Origin of the sequence: Sinorhizobium sojae CCBAU 05684, assembly GCF_002288525.1 — a bacterium.
GTDB classification, from domain to species: domain Bacteria; phylum Pseudomonadota; class Alphaproteobacteria; order Rhizobiales; family Rhizobiaceae; genus Sinorhizobium; species Sinorhizobium sojae.
The window spans coordinates 112,023-130,947 of the sequence record NZ_CP023067.1; the positions used below are offsets into that span (position 1 = coordinate 112,023).

At 61.9% G+C, this 18,925-nt stretch carries 18 protein-coding genes and 1 tRNA gene; 14 read left to right on the forward strand and 5 right to left on the reverse strand.

From position 1 onward, the window contains the following. Positions 1-42: 42 nt before the first annotated feature. From SJ05684_RS00540 to SJ05684_RS00550, 3 genes are read left to right on the forward strand one after another with little or no spacing between them, the layout of a single operon-like run. Complete coding sequence (locus SJ05684_RS00540; protein WP_034853911.1) at positions 43-702, forward strand: CDP-alcohol phosphatidyltransferase family protein; 660 nt, start codon at positions 43-45, stop codon at positions 700-702. Then, complete coding sequence (locus SJ05684_RS00545; protein WP_034853913.1) at positions 699-1,310, forward strand: lysophospholipid acyltransferase family protein; 612 nt, start codon at positions 699-701, stop codon at positions 1,308-1,310. Before SJ05684_RS00540 ends, SJ05684_RS00545 begins: the two co-directional genes overlap by 4 nt. Before the next feature lie 7 nt (positions 1,311-1,317). Next, positions 1,318-2,259 (forward strand): phosphatidate cytidylyltransferase, encoded by a 942-nt coding sequence (locus SJ05684_RS00550; protein WP_034853914.1) that lies wholly within the window; start codon positions 1,318-1,320, stop codon positions 2,257-2,259. 82 nt (positions 2,260-2,341) lie between these two features. On the opposite strand, the gene SJ05684_RS00555 is transcribed toward SJ05684_RS00550, so the two are convergent. Further along, a tRNA-Thr gene (locus tag SJ05684_RS00555) sits at positions 2,342-2,417 on the reverse strand. A 78-nt stretch (positions 2,418-2,495) separates the two neighbouring features. After that, on the reverse strand, positions 2,496-3,506 hold the full coding sequence (locus tag SJ05684_RS00560; RefSeq protein WP_034853916.1) for an NAD(P)H-dependent flavin oxidoreductase: 1,011 nt from the start codon (positions 3,504-3,506) through the stop codon (positions 2,496-2,498). 290 nt (positions 3,507-3,796) lie between these two features. On the opposite strand from SJ05684_RS00560, the gene SJ05684_RS00565 reads away from it, so the two are divergent. After that, complete coding sequence (locus SJ05684_RS00565) at positions 3,797-4,951, forward strand: biotin transporter BioY (RefSeq protein ID WP_034853918.1); 1,155 nt, start codon at positions 3,797-3,799, stop codon at positions 4,949-4,951. A gap of 139 nt (positions 4,952-5,090) precedes the next feature. Here SJ05684_RS00565 and ppk2 read toward each other — a convergent pair whose 3' ends face one another. After that, positions 5,091-5,993 carry a polyphosphate kinase 2 gene (ppk2, locus tag SJ05684_RS00570; protein ID WP_034853920.1) on the reverse strand — a complete coding sequence of 301 codons (903 nt, stop codon included), beginning with the start codon at positions 5,991-5,993 and terminating at the stop codon, positions 5,091-5,093. A 251-nt stretch (positions 5,994-6,244) separates the two neighbouring features. On the opposite strand from ppk2, the gene phoR reads away from it, so the two are divergent. The 7 genes from phoR (at position 6,245) to phoB (ending at position 13,961) form a co-directional block, all read left to right on the forward strand. After that, positions 6,245-7,486 (forward strand): phosphate regulon sensor histidine kinase PhoR, encoded by a 1,242-nt coding sequence (gene phoR, locus SJ05684_RS00575; protein WP_374188703.1) that lies wholly within the window; start codon positions 6,245-6,247, stop codon positions 7,484-7,486. Positions 7,487-7,683: 197 nt separating this feature from the next. Next, positions 7,684-8,724, forward strand: a complete 1,041-nt coding sequence (locus SJ05684_RS00580; RefSeq protein ID WP_034853921.1) for a substrate-binding domain-containing protein — start codon at positions 7,684-7,686, stop codon at positions 8,722-8,724. Between the two features lie 70 nt (positions 8,725-8,794). After that, positions 8,795-10,255 carry a phosphate ABC transporter permease subunit PstC gene (gene pstC, locus SJ05684_RS00585; RefSeq protein WP_034853923.1) on the forward strand — a complete coding sequence of 487 codons (1,461 nt, stop codon included), beginning with the start codon at positions 8,795-8,797 and terminating at the stop codon, positions 10,253-10,255. Then, entirely contained in the window at positions 10,252-11,607 is a 1,356-nt protein-coding gene (pstA, locus tag SJ05684_RS00590) for a phosphate ABC transporter permease PstA (protein WP_034853925.1), read from the forward strand. The genes pstC and pstA overlap by 4 nt, the downstream gene beginning before the upstream one ends. Positions 11,608-11,651: 44 nt before the next feature. After that, positions 11,652-12,434, forward strand: coding sequence for a phosphate ABC transporter ATP-binding protein PstB (gene pstB / locus SJ05684_RS00595; RefSeq protein ID WP_374188704.1), 783 nt, complete (start codon positions 11,652-11,654; stop codon positions 12,432-12,434). Between the two features lie 67 nt (positions 12,435-12,501). Next, positions 12,502-13,215 (forward strand): phosphate signaling complex protein PhoU, encoded by a 714-nt coding sequence (gene phoU / locus SJ05684_RS00600; protein WP_034853926.1) that lies wholly within the window; start codon positions 12,502-12,504, stop codon positions 13,213-13,215. Between the two features lie 62 nt (positions 13,216-13,277). Then, positions 13,278-13,961: a phosphate regulon transcriptional regulator PhoB gene (phoB, locus tag SJ05684_RS00605; protein ID WP_034853928.1), complete on the forward strand. Its 684-nt coding sequence runs from the start codon at positions 13,278-13,280 to the stop codon at positions 13,959-13,961. An 89-nt stretch (positions 13,962-14,050) separates the two neighbouring features. Here the strand turns inward: phoB and SJ05684_RS00610 are convergent, their stop codons facing one another. Continuing rightward, positions 14,051-14,569 carry a GcrA family cell cycle regulator gene (locus SJ05684_RS00610; protein WP_034853930.1) on the reverse strand — a complete coding sequence of 173 codons (519 nt, stop codon included), beginning with the start codon at positions 14,567-14,569 and terminating at the stop codon, positions 14,051-14,053. A gap of 417 nt (positions 14,570-14,986) precedes the next feature. Between SJ05684_RS00610 and SJ05684_RS00615 the strand changes: the two genes are divergently transcribed. From SJ05684_RS00615 to SJ05684_RS00625, 3 genes are all read left to right on the forward strand, one after another. Next, positions 14,987-16,186, forward strand: coding sequence for an aspartate aminotransferase family protein (locus SJ05684_RS00615; protein ID WP_034853932.1), 1,200 nt, complete (start codon positions 14,987-14,989; stop codon positions 16,184-16,186). A 71-nt stretch (positions 16,187-16,257) separates the two neighbouring features. Continuing rightward, on the forward strand, positions 16,258-17,175 hold the full coding sequence (gene argF / locus SJ05684_RS00620) for an ornithine carbamoyltransferase (protein WP_034853934.1): 918 nt from the start codon (positions 16,258-16,260) through the stop codon (positions 17,173-17,175). A gap of 286 nt (positions 17,176-17,461) precedes the next feature. Further along, a complete protein-coding gene (locus tag SJ05684_RS00625) occupies positions 17,462-18,454 on the forward strand; it encodes an Hsp33 family molecular chaperone (RefSeq protein ID WP_034853936.1) in 993 nt (330 codons plus the stop codon). Positions 18,455-18,497: 43 nt separating this feature from the next. Here the strand turns inward: SJ05684_RS00625 and apaG are convergent, their stop codons facing one another. After that, complete coding sequence (gene apaG / locus SJ05684_RS00630) at positions 18,498-18,890, reverse strand: Co2+/Mg2+ efflux facilitator ApaG/CorD (protein WP_034853938.1); 393 nt, start codon at positions 18,888-18,890, stop codon at positions 18,498-18,500. Positions 18,891-18,925 lie beyond the last annotated feature (35 nt).

Consider the following 18,925-nt stretch of genomic DNA (forward strand, 5'->3'; position numbering starts at 1 on the left):
CTCGCCACAATCGTAATTTGCAGCATTCGGTCTTGCGCGAAGATGAATGAGGTTCCCGAGGCGGGCGAAAAGCCGAGTGCCGATCGCCGCCCGATTGCGGCGCGCCAGAGCCGTTTCGCGAAACGGCTGACGGCGCTCCTTCTCAAGACACCCATCACGCCGAACCAGATTTCGGTCATCAGTATCGCCTTCGCGGCAATCGGGGCCGCTGCCATCCTGTTTGCGCCGCGTTGGCCCTCGCTTTATCTCATCGCCCTCGCGGGCATCCAGCTGCGTCTTCTCTGCAATCTCCTCGACGGGATGGTGGCTGTCGAGGGCGGGCGCGGCTCGGCCGTCGGTCCGCTCTACAACGAGTTTCCGGACCGCATCGCCGATAGCTTGCTCATCGTTGCGCTCGGCTACGCTGCAGGAGCGGGTTGGCTCGGCTGGGCGGGTGCGTTGGTGGCGGCTCTCACCGCCTATGTGCGCGTATTCGGGGGGTCGCTCGGACAGGCGCAGAACTTCCGCGGGCCCATGGCGAAACAGCACCGCATGGCTCTGATGAGCGTCGCCTGCGTCCTGGCGCTTTTTGAAGCGGCTTTGACGACGGAGCGTCTCGTGCTCTATGTCGCTGCCTGGATCATCCTCGCGGGGTCGCTTTTCACCTGCTTGACCCGCACCAGAGCCATCGTCTCGCGCATCCAGGGAGCGACCAGGCCGTGATCGACGTCGTGCTGATCGCTCTCACACGCTTTCTCGTCGGCGGCCGTGCGCGATGGACCGGCGCCCTGCCGGAATCGCGTCAGCGCATCTATTTCGCCAATCACGCCAGCCATCTGGATACGCTGCTCATCTGGTCGGCGTTGCCGCGACCGTTGCGGGCGTCCACGCATCCGATCGCGGCCGCCGACTATTGGGGCAGGGGCAGCATCCGGCGCCACATCGCGCTCAAGGTGCTGAACGCCGTGCTTGTCGAACGCTCCATCAAGGGCCCGCCCGGGGCGGCGCTGGCGCCTTTGCGCGGGGTCCTGTCGGAGGGAGGCTCTCTCATTCTCTTTCCCGAGGGCACGCGCGGCAGCGAGCGCCTGCCGGGACCCTTCAAAAGCGGTCTCTATTGGCTGGCGCAGGATTTTCCGGACGCTGAACTGATCCCGACCTATCTCGACAATCCCTCGCGCGCTTTCCCCAAGGGAACTTTCTTGCCCGTACCGATCAGTTGCACGGTGCGTTTCGGCGCGCCGCTCGCCCGCCGTACAGGCGAAGAGAAGGATGAATTTCTCGAGCGCGCCCGGCTGGCCGTGAGCGCGCTCGCATCGGACCCGATCGCGTGAGGCCGCCATGTCTTTGATGGACAAGCTTTTCATCCTCTTCGGCGGTATCTGCGGACTACTCGCCATAGCCTCGCTGATCGGTTTCGCGCTGTCGCGCAGGATGACGTCCGAAACCGGTCGGGCGACCGTCGACAATCTCAATGCCCGCATCGGGGCCTGGTGGGTGATGGTTGCGATCTTCGCCGTGAGCTTCGGCCTCGGCCGGGGAGCGACCGTGCTTCTCTTCGCGCTTACGTCATTCTACACGCTGCGGGAATTCGTATCGCTGACGCCGACGCGTGCGGCCGATCACCTGCCCTTGGTCGGCGCCTTCTACCTGCTGCTGCCGCTTCAGTATTGGCTGGTCTGGATCGACTGGTATGCGCTGTTCACGATCCTGATACCCGTCTACGGTTTCCTGCTCCTTCCGAGCCTCGCCGCATTGAGAGGCGATACCGAGCAATTCCTGCTGCGCGTCTCTCGCATTCAATGGGGGCTGATGCTGACGGTCTTTTGCATCAGCCACGCGCCCGCGCTGATCACGCTCGATCTTCCCGGCTATGAGGGCCAGGAATTCCTGTTGCTCTTCTTCCTGATCACCGTCGCGCAGTTCAGCGACGTGATGCAATATGTCTTCGGCAAGCTGATGGGGAGGACGAAAGTCGCGCCTGCCGTAAGCCCATCGAAAACCGTGGAGGGCCTCGTCGGCGGCGGGCTCTCTGCCGTTCTGGCGGGTGCCGGTCTCTGGTGGATCACGCCTTTCACACCAGTTGAGGCGGCCGCCATGGCCCTCGCAATCGTCGCCATGGGTTTTCTCGGCGGGCTCGCGCTCTCTGCCGTCAAGCGTTCCATGGGCGTGAAAGATTGGGGCACGATGATCAGCGGCCATGGCGGGGTGCTGGATCGCATGGATTCGCTGAGCTTCGCCGCCCCCGTCTTCTTCCACCTGACGCGGTATTTCTACACATGACTCAAGCCCAGGAGCAGCCGGTACTGTGGCACCTTGACCGTGCTTGACAAGATGACCTATGCGGTGATGCGCTTGAAATTAATGGTGCCGCTTACGTGACTCGAACACGTGACCCCATCATTACGAATGATGTGCTCTACCGACTGAGCTAAAGCGGCCCTTGAGGCGGTTCCGCGGATGGCCCGCAGAACGAATGTGAGGCGCTGATAAACGCAAAGCGGCAAGAATTCAAGCCATCAGTTTCGAGAACTTGAAAATTCCTTGGATGCGCGCTGCTCCCCATGGGACGAAAGCCCGAGACGGGCGCGAGCGTCGTCGTATTCGTGCTTCAGCCGATCGACCATTTGCGCGACTGGCCCGATCTCGCGGACCGCGCCGATGCCTTGGCCGCAGCCCCAGATGTCCTTCCACGCCTTGGCACCGTCGGCGGCATTGCCGAAGTCCATCTTGGACGGGTCTGCCTCCGGCAGCTTGTCCGGGTCCATGCCCGCGGCGCGGATCGAGGCCTTGAGATAATTGCCGTGAATGCCGGTAAAATAGTTGGAATAGACGATGTCGGCGGCAGCGCTGTCGACGATCATCTGCTTGTAGGCGTCGCTGGCCCGGGCCTCTTCAGTGGCGATGAAGGGCGAGCCGATATAGGCCATGTCGGCGCCCATCGCCTCGGCCGCGAGGATCGCGCCGCCGGTGGCGATCGCGCCGGAGAGGAGCAGGGGCCCGTCGAACCAGGTGCGGATTTCCTGGACGAGCGCGAAGGGCGAGAGCGTGCCGGCGTGGCCGCCGGCGCCGGCGGCGACCGCGATCAGCCCGTCGGCGCCCTTGCGGATCGCCGAGTTTGCATGGCGGTTGTTGATGACGTCATGCAGCACCATGCCGCCATAGGAATGGATCGCATCGTTCACCTCCGGCACGGCGCCGAGCGAGGAGATGACGACAGGCACCTTGTATTTGACGCAGAGCATCAGGTCGTGCTCGAGCCGGGCGTTCGACTTGTGGACGATTTGGTTCACGGCGAAAGGGGCGGCCGGACGGTCCGGGTTCTTGGCGTCGTGATCGGCAAGAGATTCGGTGATCTCGGCCAGCCATTCATCGAGCTGCGCTTGCGGGCGCGCATTCAGGGCCGGGAAGGCGCCGATGATGCCGGCCTTGCATTGGGCGATCGTCAACTTCGGATGCGAGACGATGAAGAGCGGTGCTGCGACAACCGGCAGTCTCGTCCTTCCGGAAAGAATTGGCGGCAACGGCATCAGGCATCTCCATCCATTTTATTGACGTTTGCGTAAACGTCAAAATTGATAGCAGCAACCGGCGCGTTGCGCTAGGCCTGACGTCGACGGCAATCGCCTCGAGCGGTACCGCTCGGGAGAGAGTCACGCGCACGTGCCATGGGCTTTTTCCCGCGCGAGGCACAGGACGGCGCAGCTGGACTTGCAGTTTGCGAAAGCAGCGGTTACCCAATTCCTAATGAAACCAATGGCGTCGAGAAAGAGGCCGCCGATCGTTGGGCCCGAGGTTTCGATGCGCAGAAGGAGCTGACGTGAGCGGACTCGAGACTGCGATCAGGAATGCGCTGGAACGTTCGGACCGGAGCAATGCGGAGACCCGCGCGCGCATCTATCAGTCGGCACGCCAGGCGCTGGAAAACGGTCTGCAGAAGCAGCAGATCGAGGATCCTGAGATCATCGCCAAACAGCGCCATCGGCTTGAAGCGGTCATCCACGCGATCGAGACGGAGGAGCGTGCCGCCCTCAAGGGGCGTACGGCAGCACCGCCCGTCGTTAGTCTCGGAGATGTACGGCCGGCACAGGTGAAGGCTGGCGGCGTTGCCGCCGGTGTCGAGCCGCCGGTGCGTCGCGAGCCGGAGTTCGAAGGTGCCCGGCCGACTACGCAGGCCGATGGGGGGCTCCAGGCGCTGCGAGCGGACAGGGACGGGCCGATGGTTTCCACGCGCGCCGCCGCCGAGGAGGCGAGGCAGGACGCCGGCGCCCAGTCCAGCCCCGCGGCGCCTGACCTCGGCGTCACGGACAAGCGTCCGCGCAAGCGCAGACGCGGACGCTTTCTGTCCTTTCTCATGGTTGTCACGACGCTCGCCGCCGCGGTCGGTGCCGCGGTCTGGTGGGTTCAGACAAACGACCTGCTGAGGGCGCCCGCCGACACCAACGTCGCCAACCCGCCTCCGAGTGTCGAAACGGAGGACTTCAGCGGTACAGCCCTGCCGACGCTTGGCGCGCAGGAAGGCTTCTCCTCCGATTGGATCGAGATCTTCACGGCCGCGGACGCTGGAGCAGTCAAGCCAGCCGCGCGCGCCAGCGCAGAACCCTTGGACGACGACGGCGGAGCCTTTGTCCGGCTGACGTCGACGACGGCAACGGAAGACGGAGACGTGGCGATCGAAATCCCGGCCGAAGTCCTTGCCGAGCTCTCGGGTAAATCGTCGACCCTGGCACTGAGCGTCAAGGCGCTTGCCGGTAAAGCGACGGAGTTCGCGGTTGAGTGCGATTTCTCCACGCTAGGCGCCTGCGGCCGCCATCGGTTCAGCATTCACGACGATAGGATGGACATGCTGTTCAAAGTCACCTTCGACCGGAGCCTCGCGCCGAACAGCCCCGGAAGACTGCTGATCAACAGCGACGTCAGTGGCGCCGGTAATAGCCTCGACCTCTACGCAATCCGTGTGCTGCCGGGGCAGTGATCGGCTGCTGCAGGCCTCTTTGAATCAAGTTCGATTGAGGAGACACGCAGCAATTCAGAGTGTTACGCGATCTTTGCGCAGTTGATGGCGTCGGATAGAACGCGGCGCTCTAGATCCCACGCCGACTGCGCCGCACACCTCACTTGAGGAAGCGCGGACCACGGCCGAGGATCTTGTCGTCTATCTCGCCGATGGCGGCCTTGTCCTTGTCGTCGTAATCGAGGCTCGTGAGCATATGGCGGATCAGGTTGATCCGAGCGCGACGCTTGTCGTTGCCGCGGATTACGATCCAGGGTGCGTGGTCGCTATGCGTTTCCTTCAGCATCCGGTCGCGCTTCTCCGTGTAGTCGTCCCATTTTCGCAGGGCGGCGATATCCATCGGCGACAGCTTCCAGATCTTCAGCGGATCATGTCGTCGATCGTGGAAACGCTTCAACTGCATCTCACGGCCGATATTGAGCCAGAACTTGAAGAGATGGATGCCGTCCTCGGTGATCATCCTCTCGAAACCTGGGACTTGCTGAAGGAAATGCTCGTACTCATCCGGCGTGCAGAAGCCCATGACCGGCTCCACGCCGGCACGGTTGTACCAGGAGCGATCGAAGAGAACCATTTCGCCGGCCGTTGGGAAGGTCGCGACGTAGCGCTGGAAATACCATTGGCCACGCTCGGTCTCCGTCGGCTTCGTCAGCGCGACGATTCGCGCCGAACGCGGGTTCATATAGTCCATCGTGGCGTGGATGGCACCGCCCTTGCCGGCCGCGTCGCGCCCTTCGAAAACGGCTATCACGCGCCTGCCGGTCGCCTGCAACCAGAATTGCACCTTGACGAGCTCGATCTGCAGCCTCTTCAGCGTCTCCTTGTATTCCGCCTCGTCAAGCTTCTTCTTATAGGGATAATCGTCCGACGCGAAGGCTTCTGCCTCGATCCATTCGGGAAGGTCCGGATTGTCGATGTCGAATATCCGGGCCTTGCCGCCGATCTGCAACTTGACTGCCGGGCTTCCCGCCGCAGCCGCGTTCGCCGCCTCTTCGAGTGCCATCTACCAGTCTCCCGCCGCTGTTGGATTTCATTGGAGCAGGCCATAATTACGTTGCGAATTCAAGCATGTCGTGAAAATCATGTCATGAAGCGCCGTTATCCCTCTACTTTCGTAACTGAGCGGCCGGAGGAAACAACAGGCGATTTTCTTCTGCCTGCGCTCAGCGAGTACCGGTCGCATCTGGTTTGCAGGTATCACGCAATGATCGCCGTGATCTGAGGGAGGCGGCAAGTGAGCGCGAGGGAATTCTGTTGAAGGATGCAAAGGAGTTCTGGAAGACTCTGTTGCCGCGGGTGAAGGCGGAGCGGCTGATCCTCGGTTTCTCGCTTGTGCTCGCTCTGCTTGCAGCGCTCGCCGGTGTCCATGTCCTCGTCATTCTGCCCTTCTGGATCGCTTTCGCAGTGGCCATCCTCAATCGAAGTATCCCCTCGGAGGAGCTTCCTCCGCCGGTCGCAGCGACGGCGGTGGAAGAGGGGAGGGATCCGCTGATCCCCGTGCTCAATGCGCTCGACATGCCGGTGCTCGTCATCGGTCCGGACGAAACCGTGCTGTTCCAGAACTTTGCCGCGGAAAAGGCCTTCGGCACCATTCCTGCCGAAAGCTATCTCTCCGCCCGCGTCCGCTCTCCCGGCATCCTCGACATGGTGCGAGAGACCATCGCGACGGGCAAGACCCACCAGATCGAGCACGCTGAGCGGCTGCCCACGGATGCAGTGTATATCGTGCGCGTGGCGCCTGCCGAGATTGGCAGGGGCGACAAGAGCCAGCGCGTTTTCCTGCTTACCTATCGCGACATTTCACAGGCCCGCCGTATCGATCGCATGCGGTCCGACTTCATCGCCAATGCCAGCCACGAGCTTCGCACGCCGCTCGCATCCTTGCGCGGCTTCATAGAAACGCTGCAGGGGCCGGCCCGCAACGACGCGAAGGCGCAGGAGAAGTTCTTCGGCATCATGCATGAGCAGGTCACGCGAATGAGCCGCCTCGTGGACGATCTTCTGTCTTTGTCGCGCCTCGAACTGAAGTCGCATATTGCACCGGACGAGACGGTCGACCTCGTTCCACTGCTCGGACATGTTCGCGACGGCTTGGCGCCACTTGCCCGTGAGCTAGATGTGGAGATTTCGCTCGACGTGCCCAACACCCCCGTCGTCGTCAAAGGCGACCGCGACGAGTTGATCGAGGTCTTCGAAAACCTGATCGAGAACGCCTGCAAGTACGGGCAGGAGGGCAAGAAGGTCGACGTGCGCCTGACCGCGGGCGGGGAGGCGCAGGCGGAGGTGACGGTCGCGGACTACGGACCGGGCATCCCGGCCGAGCATGTGCCGCGCATTACCGAACGTTTTTATCGGGTCAATGTGGAGGCGAGCCGGTCGAAGAAGGGGACGGGGCTGGGCCTGGCGATCGTCAAACACATTCTTACTCGTCACAGGGCCCGTCTGCTCATTCATTCCGAACTTGGCAAAGGCACGGTCTTTACGGTCCGCTTCTGACATAAAAACATGGCGGTGCTCGGAGCGTACTAAAATCATCCAATGATATCAGCAGCTTGTCCCGTCACAAATGTTTCATGAAAGTGACATAAAAGATGTGGCCATCGGCAGCTAACTAGGGGCCGCCGATGATACGGCGAAGAGAGAGCGCTGCAACTGAAGGCGCACCAACACGAGCCCATTCCGGGAGAACATCTATGAAAGCTCTTAAGTTCACTGTGGCGGCGCTGGCTGCCTCCGCCGTCTTCACGGGCGTAGCAGCGGCTCGCGATCAGATCCAGATCGCTGGCTCCTCCACCGTTCTTCCCTACGCTTCCATCGTAGCCGAAGCATTCGGCGAAAACACCGACTTCCCGACCCCCGTCGTCGAGTCCGGTGGTTCGGGCGCGGGCCGCAAGAAGCTCTGCGAAGGCGTGGGCGAGAACACCGTCGACATCGCCAACTCCTCCTCGCGCATCAAGCAGTCGGACATCGACAACTGCGCTGCCAACGGAGTCCAGGAAATCCAGGAAGTCCGCATCGGCTACGACGGCATCGTGTTTGCCTCGGAGATCAATGGTCCGGAATATGCCTTCACCCCTGCCGATTGGCACGCCGCTCTGGCCGCCAAGGTCGTGAAGGACGGCCAGCTCGTCGACAACCCCTACAAGGCCTGGAACGAAATCCGCGCCGAGCTGCCGGCTCAGCCGATCCTTGCTTTCATCCCGGGCACCAAGCACGGCACCCGCGAAGTCTTCGACGAGAAGGTCATCATTGCAGGCTGCGAAGAGAACGGCACGTATGAAGCGCTCAAGGCCGCCAACAATGGCGATGAGGATGCAGCTGAGAAGGCCTGCATGGCTCTGCGCACCGATGGCGTTTCGGTCGATATCGACGGCGACTACACCGAGACGCTCGCTCGCGTCGACGCCAACAAGAACGGTATTGGTGTCTTCGGTCTGTCCTTCTACCAGAACAACACCGACAAGCTGCGCGTCGCCACCATGAACGGCGTGTCGCCGTCGGTCGAGACGATCGCTTCCGGGGAATATCCGGTTTCCCGTCCGCTGTACTTCTACGTGAAGAACGCTCACCTGGACGTCATCCCGGGTCTGCAGGAATATGTCGAGTTCTTCGTGTCGGACGAAATGGCTGGTCCGGACGGCCCGCTGGCAGCCTACGGCCTGGTCTCCGATCCGGAACTCGCCAAGACTCAGGAAGCAGTCCAGGCACGCAAGCCGATGGGCCCGCTGAACTAAATCTTGAAAATGCCTGGCGGCGCAATGATTGCGCCGCCAGTCGTCAACCTTGTCAAAGGATGCGGGCAGGATGAGTGTGAGCATCATTATCCTTGTCGTGCTGGCGCTTTCAGCACTCGGCTATTTCCTCGGCAGGCGGCGCGCCCTGTCTCTTGCAGCCGAGAGCGGCGGAAAACTTCACTCCCTTCCCGGCTACTATGGCCAGACGGTCGCTCTGTTCGCCGCGGTGCCGGCCTTTCTGCTCCTGATCGCCTGGCTGTTCGTCCAGCCGGTGGTTATCGACGCCCGCGTCGACGGCATGATCCCGGACAGTGTCATCCCCGAAGGTGGCGCCCGAAGCCTGGTCATATCGGACGTTCGCCGCATCGCCGGCGGTCTTGATGCGGTGCTTGCCAGGAATGCTCTGGACGAAGGCGCCCTCATCGATGGCAGTGTGGATTTCTCCACCATCCGCGACCGCCTCGCCGAAGTCGGCATCGCGCTCGGAAACGACGTTCCGACCGAAGTCTTCGAAGCTGCAAAAGTCTATCGCCAAGACACCAAGGTCGGCTCGACCGCAATGGCCATCGCCGTCATCGCCCTCTCCATGGGGCTTGGGGCATGGTCCTTCATGCGCATCCGCCCCGATTTGCGCGCCCGCAATATCAGCGAGGGCTTTATCAAGTCCCTTTTGATCGGTTCGTCGACGATTGCGATCCTGACCACCGTCGGGATCGTCGCATCGCTGGTCTTCGAGAGCATCAACTTCTTCAGGATGTATCCGGCGTCCGAGTTCTTCTTCTCGACCGTTTGGAACCCGCAGTTCCGCGGCGGTTCGGAACTTGGCATCCTGCCGCTGCTATGGGGCACGTTCTACATTTCGCTGATTGCCCTCCTGGTGGCTGTCCCGATCGGTCTTTTGATCGCGATCTACCTTTCCGAATATGCGAGCAAGTCGCTGCGGAGTGTCGCCAAGCCGGCGATCGAGGTCCTCGCCGGCATTCCGACGATTGTCTACGGTCTTTTCGCGCTGATCACCGTCGGTCCTTTCCTTCGCGACTGGTTTGCCCAGCCGCTTGGCCTCGGCAGCTCGTCCTCCTCGGTGCTGACTGCAGGTATCGTGATGGGCATTATGATCATCCCGTTCGTCAGCTCGCTCTCCGATGACATTATGAACGCGGTGCCGCAGGCGTTGCGCGACGGTTCCTACGGCCTTGGCGCGACGCAATCCGAGACGATCAAGAAGGTCATTCTGCCGGCAGCCTTGCCGGGAATCGTCGGCGCCATCCTGCTGGCGGCCAGCCGCGCGATCGGCGAAACGATGATTGTCGTCCTTGGTGCAGGCGCGGCCGCGAAACTCGACCTCAATCCCTTCGAAGCGATGACGACGGTGACGGTGAAGATCGTCAGCCAGCTTACCGGCGACACCGAATTCGCCAGTCCCGAGACGCTGGTCGCCTTCGCCCTCGGCCTCACCCTCTTCGTTTTCACGCTCGGGCTTAACGTGCTCGCCCTCTACATCGTTCGCAAATACCGGGAGCAGTACGAATGACCGACGTCTCCGTTTCAGCCAATCGCGAGACAGTATCGCGGTCAAAGTCTATCCTGACTGTAGACGCGCGGACCCGCCGGCGCCATGCGGCGGAAGCCCGGTTTCGGCTGATGGGCAAGATCGCGGTTGCGATCAGCATTCTCGCGCTCGTCGGGCTGCTGGCATCCATTCTCTCGAACGGACTGTCTGCCTTCCGGCAGACCTACGTCACTCTGGACGTCTACCTCGATCCGGCCAAGCTGGACAAGCAGGGCAATCGCGATCCTGAGGCTATCGCCAAGGTCACCACCTTTTCTTACGCGCCCCTGATCCAGAAAGCGCTGACCGACGCCATGGCTGCAAAGGGCATTTCCATCGAGGGCTTGAACGCCAAGGGCGCGTCCGAACTAATTTCCAAGGAAGCCCCGGCCAACCTGCGCCGCTATGTGATCGCGGATCCGTCGGTCATCGGCGACACAGTGTCTTTCGATCTCCTCGCCTCGGGCCGTATCGACGGGTACTACAAGGACCGCGTGACGATGGAAAGCGCGCAGCTCGACCGGAACGTCTCCCCGGAGCAGCTGATGCTCGCCGACGAGCTGAGGCAGGCCGGGATTCTCACTACAAAATTCAACTGGGATTTCTTCACAGCGCCTGACGCGTCCGACACCCGTCCCGAAGCGTCCGGTCTGGGCGTAGCCATTCTCGGCTCGGCTTACATGATGCTGATCGTGCTGGTCCTGTCGCTGCCGCTCGGCGTGGCTGCCTCGATATATCTCGAAGAGTTCGCACCGCAGAATCGCTTTACCGATCTCATCGAGGTCAATATTGCGAACCTTGCCGCCGTCCCCTCGATCGTCTTCGGTATCCTCGGTCTGGCGGTGTTCATCAACTTCGTCGGGCTGCCTCAATCGGCTCCGATCGTCGGCGGTCTCGTGCTCACTCTGATGACTCTTCCGACGATCATCATTGCCACGCGCGCTGCGCTGAAGGCAGTGCCGCCCTCGATCCGTGACGCCGCACTCGGCGTCGGTGCATCGAAGATGCAGTCCGTGTTTCACCACGTTCTGCCGCTCGCCATGCCGGGAATCCTGACCGGTACGATCATCGGTCTTGCCCAGGCCCTCGGCGAAACGGCACCGCTGCTGCTGATCGGCATGGTCGCCTTCGTTCGCGAATATCCCGCAGCGCCGCCGGAAGGCTTTTTCGACCCGGCTTCCGCCTTGCCGGTTCAGGTCTATAACTGGACGCAGCGCGGCGACCCTGCCTTCGTGGAGCGTGCTTCGGGTGCAATCATCGTGCTGCTGGTGTTCCTGGTCGCAATGAACTTGATTGCAATCATACTTCGCCGCCGCTTCGAGCGTCGCTGGTAGAAAGGAGCGCTATGATGAACAATATGTCCGCTATGACTACGACGATGAAGACGAAGGCTGCCACCATGAACCCATCGAAGATTTCCGCCCGCGGTGTGCAGGTCTATTATGGCGACAAACACGCCATTAAGGACGTCGACATCGAGATACATCCCCGCTCCGTAACCGCCTTCATCGGCCCGTCCGGTTGCGGCAAGTCGACCTTCCTGCGGTGCATCAATCGGATGAACGACACGATCAGCAGTTGCCGGGTCGAGGGCCATATCGCAATTGACGGCGAAGATATCTACGATCCGAAGGTGGATCCGGTGCAGTTGCGCGCCAAGGTCGGCATGGTCTTCCAGAAGCCGAACCCCTTCCCGAAGTCGATCTACGAAAACGTCGCCTACGGTCCACGCATACACGGCCTGGCCTCCAGGAAGTCGGACCTCGATGACATTGTCGCCTCCGCCCTTCAGAAAGCCGGCCTTTGGAACGAAGTGAAGGATCGCCTGGACGCTCCGGGTACCGGCCTCTCCGGCGGCCAGCAGCAGCGCCTTTGCATTGCTCGCGCCGTCGCCGTCAGCCCGGAAGTCATCCTCATGGATGAACCCTGCTCGGCACTTGATCCGATCGCCACCGCCAAGGTCGAGGAACTGATCCACGAGCTTCGCGAGAACTTCACCATCGTTATTGTAACCCACTCGATGCAGCAGGCGGCACGCGTGTCGCAGCGTACGGCGATGTTCCACCTTGGCAATCTGGTTGAAGTGGACGACACCGATAAGATCTTCACCAATCCGGACGACCAACGCACGCAGGACTACATCATGGGCCGGTTCGGCTAAGCGGAACCGCTCGCATACGCCCGCTAACCTGTTGGAACCGATCGAGCGCGTTCCCGAGGAATAGAAGATGACTCATCCACACATCATGTCCGCCTTCGACGAAGAGTTGAAGTATCTCACGCGCCGTATCTCCGAGATGGGTGGGCTGGCCGAGCAAATGGTGGCCGACTCCGTGCGGGCACTGGTCAATTCCGACTTGGCGCTCGCCCAGAAGGTCATTTCGGACGATGCCATGCTCGACGAGGCCGAACGCCAGATCGGCGAGAAGGCGATCGTCACCATAGCCAAGCGCCAGCCCATGGCCGCGGACCTGCGCGAAATCATGGGCTCCATCCGCATTGCGGCCGACCTGGAGCGCGTCGGCGATCTTGGCAAGAACACGGCGAAGCGCGTGATCGCGGTAGCCGGCTCTGGAATTCCGCGCAAGCTCGCGCGGGGCCTTGAGCATCTGGCCGAACTCGCTCTGGTCCAGCTCAAGGAAGTACTTGACGTCTTTGCTTCCCGCTCGCCGGAGAAGGCAAACAGCATCCGCCAGCGGGACGAAGAGATCGATGCGATCTACACGTCGCTTTTCCGGGAATTGCTCACCTATATGATGGAGGACCCGCGCAACATCACACCTTGCACGCATCTTCTTTTCTGCGCCAAGAACATCGAGCGGATCGGCGACCATGCGACCAATATTGCCGAGACGATCTACTATATGGCGACTGGTGCCCAGCCGCAGGGCGAGCGGCCGAAGGACGATACGACAGCGACAATGGGGTCGGTGACAGACTGAAGCGGAGAAGGAGAGGGGGGCGCCTTTCAACTGATGGATTGAGGCAAGGAGTTGTAGCTTAGATGTTGCCGAAGATAGCTGTTGTTGAAGACGAGGAAGCATTGAGCGTATTGCTGCGCTACAACCTCGAAGCCGAAGGCTTCGAGGTCGATACGATCCTTCGCGGCGACGAGGCTGAAATCCGCCTGCAGGAACGGCTGCCCGACCTCTTGATCCTCGATTGGATGTTGCCAGGCGTCTCCGGCATCGAGCTTTGCCGCAGGCTCCGACAAAGGCCGGAAACGGAGCGTTTGCCGATCATCATGCTGACGGCGCGCGGCGAGGAGAGCGAGCGCGTGCGGGGGCTCGCAACCGGCGCCGACGACTATGTCGTCAAACCATTTTCGACGCCGGAACTGATGGCGCGGGTCAAGGCGATGCTCAGGCGCGCCAAACCGGAGGTCCTGTCGACGGTGCTTCGCTGCGGCGACATCGAACTCGATCGCGAGACGCATCGCGTCCATCGCCGCAGCCGCGAGGTCCGGCTCGGACCGACGGAGTTCCGGCTGCTTGAGTTCCTCATGTCTTCGCCGGGACGGGTGTTCTCCCGCTCACAACTGCTAGACGGCGTCTGGGGCCATGACATCTACGTCGACGAGCGCACGGTCGACGTCCATGTCGGCCGCCTGCGCAAGGCGCTGAACTTTTCAAACATGCCCGACGTGATCAGGACGGTGCGCGGCGCCGGTTATTCGCTCGAAGGGTAGGCTCCAATTCAATGCGAGTTGCCAAGAAAAAAGGGCCCGTGGGGCCCTTTCAGCGTTGCTTCGTGATCGAGATTTTTCGAGATCGAACGTCAGCGGATGCGCCGGCGTTCCGCCGAAGGCTGGTAGGCAAGCCGCGCATGATAGCTGCAATAGGGCGAGGATTCCGGCGAGTCGTTGCCGCAGAAGTGAAACTCCTCCTTCAGCGGATCACCGATCGGCCACTTGCACGTCCGCTCGGTGAGCTGCGTCAGCTCCAAGCGGCGCGACATCGGCACGACGATATTCGCTGCGAGTTCGAATTCCTGTTCGGCCACCAGGTCGACGGCGACCTCTTCTTTGAGGACCGTCGCACCGGAAGGGCGGGCGACAGTGCGGGTGACGGCGCGAGCGGCGTAGTTCGGTGCACGCGGCGCCGAGGTCGTCCGCTTGGGACGCGCGGGCGTGGTGGTCCCTCCCGCCTTTGCGCGGCCCGGCAGGCTCAACCGGTGTACCTTGCCGATGACGGCATTGCGGCTGACGCCGCCCAATTGCGCCGCAATCTGGCTGGCGCTCAGGCCCTCGGACCACAGCTTCTTCAGTTTCTCGACCCGCTCGTCCGTCCAGTTCATATCTGCACTCCCCGTTCTCGGCGTTGGGATGGCAGAATCCATCACCGTCCCCCCAGAAAAAACCTGGAGTTACAACGCGATAACCATTTTGGTGACTAGGTCCGCCGCATGCGTCTAGTAATTAAATCTTAACCTACCGGCAGGGTGACTCCGTGGCAAGAGTCGCTGGAATCGCGCCGAATCGATTTCGCAGTTTTCCCCAACTTGCTGTCTCATAGTTGCATTTTTGCAAGCCCCGTGACGCGAATTTTTCGCACTACGGAATCTGCTCTCCCCGAGCGGCCGCAGGCCTTGGTTTTGTTGACATTGCGCTGCGAAATAGGAATAGTGCCAGCGCCGCCGAAAGGCGGCATTTTGATTTTTTTCAGGCAGACAATCGAACAGTCCGATAGTGATGCCGAGGAAGGAGAAGCCCAAATGGCCGCAACAACGCCGCTCTACGACACCTATTTGCGCGCGCCGTTGCGTTTCGAGCGAGGTGAGGGCGTCTGGCTGGTCGCCGAAGACGGGACGCGCTATCTCGATTTCGCCGCCGGAGTCGCCGTCAACTCGCTCGGCCATGCCCATCCGCATCTCGTCGAGGCGCTGAAGGCCCAGGCGGAGAAACTCTGGCACGTTTCCAATCTCTATGACGTTCCGGGGCAGGAAAGCCTTGCGCGGCGGCTGACGGCGGTCACCTTCGCCGACCGGGTGTTCTTCACCAATTCGGGCGCCGAGGCGCTAGAGTGTGCGATCAAGACGGCGCGCCGCTACCATTTCGCCAAGGGTCATCCGGAGCGGTTCCATATCATCACGTTCGAGGGGGCCTTCCACGGCCGCACCATCGCTACGATCGCCGCCGGCGGTCAGCAGAAATACATCGAAGGCTTCGGACCGAAGGCGCCCGGCTTCTATCAGGTGCCGTTCGGGGACATCGCCGCCGTCAAGAGCGCGATCAACGACGAGACCGCGGCGATCCTGGTCGAGCCTATCCAGGGCGAGGGTGGGGTGCGTCTGGCGTCAAAGGAGTTCCTGCAGGAGCTGCGTGCCCTCTGCGACGAATTCGGCCTCATGTTGATCCTGGATGAAGTGCAGTGCGGTGTGGGCCGCACCGGCAAGCTCTTCGCCTATGAGTGGGCAGGCATCCGGCCCGACATCATGGCCGTCGCCAAGGGGATTGGCGGCGGCTTTCCGCTCGGCGCATGCCTGGCGACGGAGGCGGCCGCCGCAGGCATGTTGGCCGGCACGCACGGCTCGACCTATGGCGGCAATCCGCTGGCGATGGCCGTCGGCAACGCGGTGCTCGACGTGGTCCTTGCCGAGGGCTTCCTCGACAATGTGCGCGACGTCGCACTCGTCTTCCGCCAAGGGCTCGCTTCGCTCAAGGATCGCTTCCCCGACGTTATCGAAGAGGTCCGCGGCGACGGCCTGATGCTCGGCATCAAGGCGAAAGTGCCCTCCACCGACCTTCTGAAGGCGATCCGGGCCGAAAGGTTGCTCGCGGTTCCGGCCGGCGAAAACGTACTGCGCCTCTTGCCTCCGCTGATCGTCACGGCGGCTGAGGCAAGGGAGGGGCTCGCGCGGGTCGAGCGCGCCGCCGAGGCAGTGAGGGCCGCAGGCGGCACAGCCGCCGCTTGAGGCTGCGACGAGCCGCTCCGGCGGGCGCCGGGGCCACATGACTAGGGAATTACGACAGGAAATACAGACACATGACCGCCACCAGACATTTTCTCGATCTTTCGGCCATGACGTCCGCCGATCTCAGGATCATCATTGACGATGCCCGCATGCGCAAGTCGGCGACCAAGGCCGGAACGGCCGACAAGCCGCTCGCCGGCAAGATGCTGGCGATGATCTTCGAGAAGCCGTCGACCCGTACGCGCGTCTCCTTCGACGTCGGGATGCGCCAGCTCGGCGGCGAGACGCTGTTTCTTTCGGGCACGGAAATGCAACTGGGCCGGGCCGAAACCATCGGCGACACGGCGAAGGTTCTCTCGCGCTACGTCGATGCGATCATGATTCGCACGACCGACCATCGCCGGCTCCTTGAAATGGCCGAGCACGCGACCGTGCCGGTCATCAATGGCCTGACTGACGACACGCATCCCTGTCAGATAATGGCCGACATCATGACCTTCGAGGAGCACCGCGGGCCGGTCACAGGCAAGACGATTGCCTGGACGGGCGACGGCAACAACGTGCTGCATTCGCTCATCGAAGGTACGGCGCGCTTCGGCTACCGGATGAACATGGCGGTTCCGTTCGGCTCCGAGCCGCAGGACAAGTTCCTCAACTGGGCTCGGAACAACGGCGGAGAGGTCCTGCTTTGCCACGAGCCGGAACAGGCCATTGCCGGTGCCGATTGCGTCGTCACCGACACCTGGATCTCAATGAATCAGGAGCACCGCGCCCGCGGCCACAATGTCTTCCAGCCCTATCAGGTCAACGAGGCGTTGATGAAGCATGCGGCACCCGACGCGCTGTTCATGCATTGCCTGCCTGCACATCGCGGCGAGGAGGTCACGGATGAGGTGATCGACGGCCCGCAATCGGTCGTCTTCGACGAGGCGGAAAATCGGCTGCATGCGCAAAAATCGATCCTCGCCTGGTGCCTTGGCGCTGTTTGACGGCGTCTCGGGCCAGTTGAGATGAAGAGGACGGCGGAGGCTTGAATCCGGCTCGGTCCGACACAATCTAGACGATATGGAGGGCGGCTCCGGCATGAGTGCCGCGCGCGCAGCCCAGGGGGCCAGGGTCCAGACGGTCGAGGCTGCGTTTGCAGAGGCACCGGCGAAGGGCTGCGACCTCTGGACAAATCCGTTCACAGCGGGATCAAATGGGATAACGGGCAGGTTGCACGGGGGCGGTCGATGCCCTCGTGGCGACCGGCGACTGCGAGACAAGGAGCAAGCAATGACAGAGATAGCACCGGGGCTGGGCGAGTTCGATTTCGCCGGTGACGATCATGTCGTGCCTTTTCATGTCGAGGGTCTCGACGTCCGCGGCCGCGCCGTTCAACTCGGTCCGATGCTCGACACTATCCTCGAGCGGCACAACTATCCGCTTCCGGTTGCACGGCTCCTTGCCGAAACGGTAGTGCTGACGGTTTTGCTCGGCACCTCGCTGAAATTCGAAGGCAAGCTCATCGTGCAGACGCAGAGTGATGGGCCGGTCGACCTCGTCGTTGCCGATTTTTCGACTCCCGACCGAGTCCGTGCCTATGCGCGCTTCGATGAGGAGGCGCTCGCCGCCGCCGAGAAGGGCGGCCGCACACAGCCGCACGAGCTGCTAGGCAAGGGCATTCTTGCCTTCACCATCGATCAGGGCGCCCATACGCAGCGCTATCAGGGAATCGTCGCCCTCGATGGTGCGACGCTCGAGGAGATCGCCGACGTCTATTTTCGCCAGTCGGAGCAGATCCCGACGAAGGTGCGCCTGGGCGTTGCCGAACTTCTAGACCGGGACGAAAACGGCAGGCCGCGGCACCGCTGGCGCGCCGGCGGCGTGGTGGCGCAATTCCTGCCCGAAGCTCCAGAGCGGATGCGCCAACCGGACCTGCACGGCGGCGATGGCGACGATGGCAGCAACGGCATCTTCGAGGAGGATGATCTCTGGACGGAAGCCAAGGTAATGGTCGAAACGGTCGATACCGACGAACTCACCGACCCGACCGTCGGCACCGAACGGTTGCTCTACCGGCTGTTTCATGAGCGCGGTGTCCGGGTCTACCAGCCTCAGGCGGTTTATGACCGCTGCAGCTGCTCGCGCGACAAGATCCGAAATGTGCTGGAGGGACTGAGCCAGGAGGACATCGACAGCAGCATCGAGGACGGGCTGATCAAGGTGACCTGCGAATTCTGCTCCACCACCTACCGTTTCGAGGCGACCGAGGTGCGGTCTCATTAACAGAGGCGGGGCGCATGTGCGACCCGCGACAGCTCGCGAAACGTCAGTTCAGTGTCCGCACTTGCCCGGGCGTATCCAGCGAAAAGGCCGGGATCGCGACGTTGAAGGTCTCCCCGTCCTCACTCTCCATACTGTAGTGGCCGAACATGACACCGGACGGTGTGTCCAGCGGGCAGCCGGAAGAATATTCGTAAGTGTCGCCCGGATTCAGCAGCGGCTGTTCGCCGATCACGCCGGGGCCGCTGACCTCGTCCACCTGACCGTTCTCGTCGGTGATATGCCAATAGCGGGTCATCAGTCGAACCGCGATGTCGGAATGGTTCGATATGACGATGCGGTACCCCCAGACGTAACGGCTGTCGTCGGGGTCAGACTGCTCTTCCAGATAGTACGGCTCTACCGTGACTTCTATGTCGCGAGTGAGTGCGCGGTACATGTTTCGACATCCTGTTCCAATTCCGTGCAGATATC

Excerpts from the sequence above, each read along its gene's own strand:
- SJ05684_RS00540 (WP_034853911.1), top strand. The coding sequence starts at position 43 with ATGAATGAGGTTCCCGAGGCGGGCGAAAAGCCGAGTGCCGATCGCCGC.
- SJ05684_RS00550 (WP_034853914.1), top strand. The coding sequence starts at position 1,318 with ATGTCTTTGATGGACAAGCTTTTCATCCTCTTCGGCGGTATCTGCGGA.
- SJ05684_RS00560 (WP_034853916.1), bottom strand. The coding sequence starts at position 3,506 with ATGCCGTTGCCGCCAATTCTTTCCGGAAGGACGAGACTGCCGGTTGTC.
- ppk2 (WP_034853920.1), bottom strand. The coding sequence starts at position 5,993 with ATGGCACTCGAAGAGGCGGCGAACGCGGCTGCGGCGGGAAGCCCGGCA.
- SJ05684_RS00580 (WP_034853921.1), top strand. The coding sequence starts at position 7,684 with ATGAAAGCTCTTAAGTTCACTGTGGCGGCGCTGGCTGCCTCCGCCGTC.
- pstC (WP_034853923.1), top strand. The coding sequence starts at position 8,795 with ATGAGTGTGAGCATCATTATCCTTGTCGTGCTGGCGCTTTCAGCACTC.
- pstA (WP_034853925.1), top strand. The coding sequence starts at position 10,252 with ATGACCGACGTCTCCGTTTCAGCCAATCGCGAGACAGTATCGCGGTCA.
- pstB (WP_374188704.1), top strand. The coding sequence starts at position 11,652 with ATGAAGACGAAGGCTGCCACCATGAACCCATCGAAGATTTCCGCCCGC.
- phoU (WP_034853926.1), top strand. The coding sequence starts at position 12,502 with ATGACTCATCCACACATCATGTCCGCCTTCGACGAAGAGTTGAAGTAT.
- phoB (WP_034853928.1), top strand. The coding sequence starts at position 13,278 with ATGTTGCCGAAGATAGCTGTTGTTGAAGACGAGGAAGCATTGAGCGTA.
- SJ05684_RS00610 (WP_034853930.1), bottom strand. The coding sequence starts at position 14,569 with ATGAACTGGACGGACGAGCGGGTCGAGAAACTGAAGAAGCTGTGGTCC.
- SJ05684_RS00615 (WP_034853932.1), top strand. The coding sequence starts at position 14,987 with ATGGCCGCAACAACGCCGCTCTACGACACCTATTTGCGCGCGCCGTTG.
- argF (WP_034853934.1), top strand. The coding sequence starts at position 16,258 with ATGACCGCCACCAGACATTTTCTCGATCTTTCGGCCATGACGTCCGCC.
- SJ05684_RS00625 (WP_034853936.1), top strand. The coding sequence starts at position 17,462 with ATGACAGAGATAGCACCGGGGCTGGGCGAGTTCGATTTCGCCGGTGAC.
- apaG (WP_034853938.1), bottom strand. The coding sequence starts at position 18,890 with ATGTACCGCGCACTCACTCGCGACATAGAAGTCACGGTAGAGCCGTAC.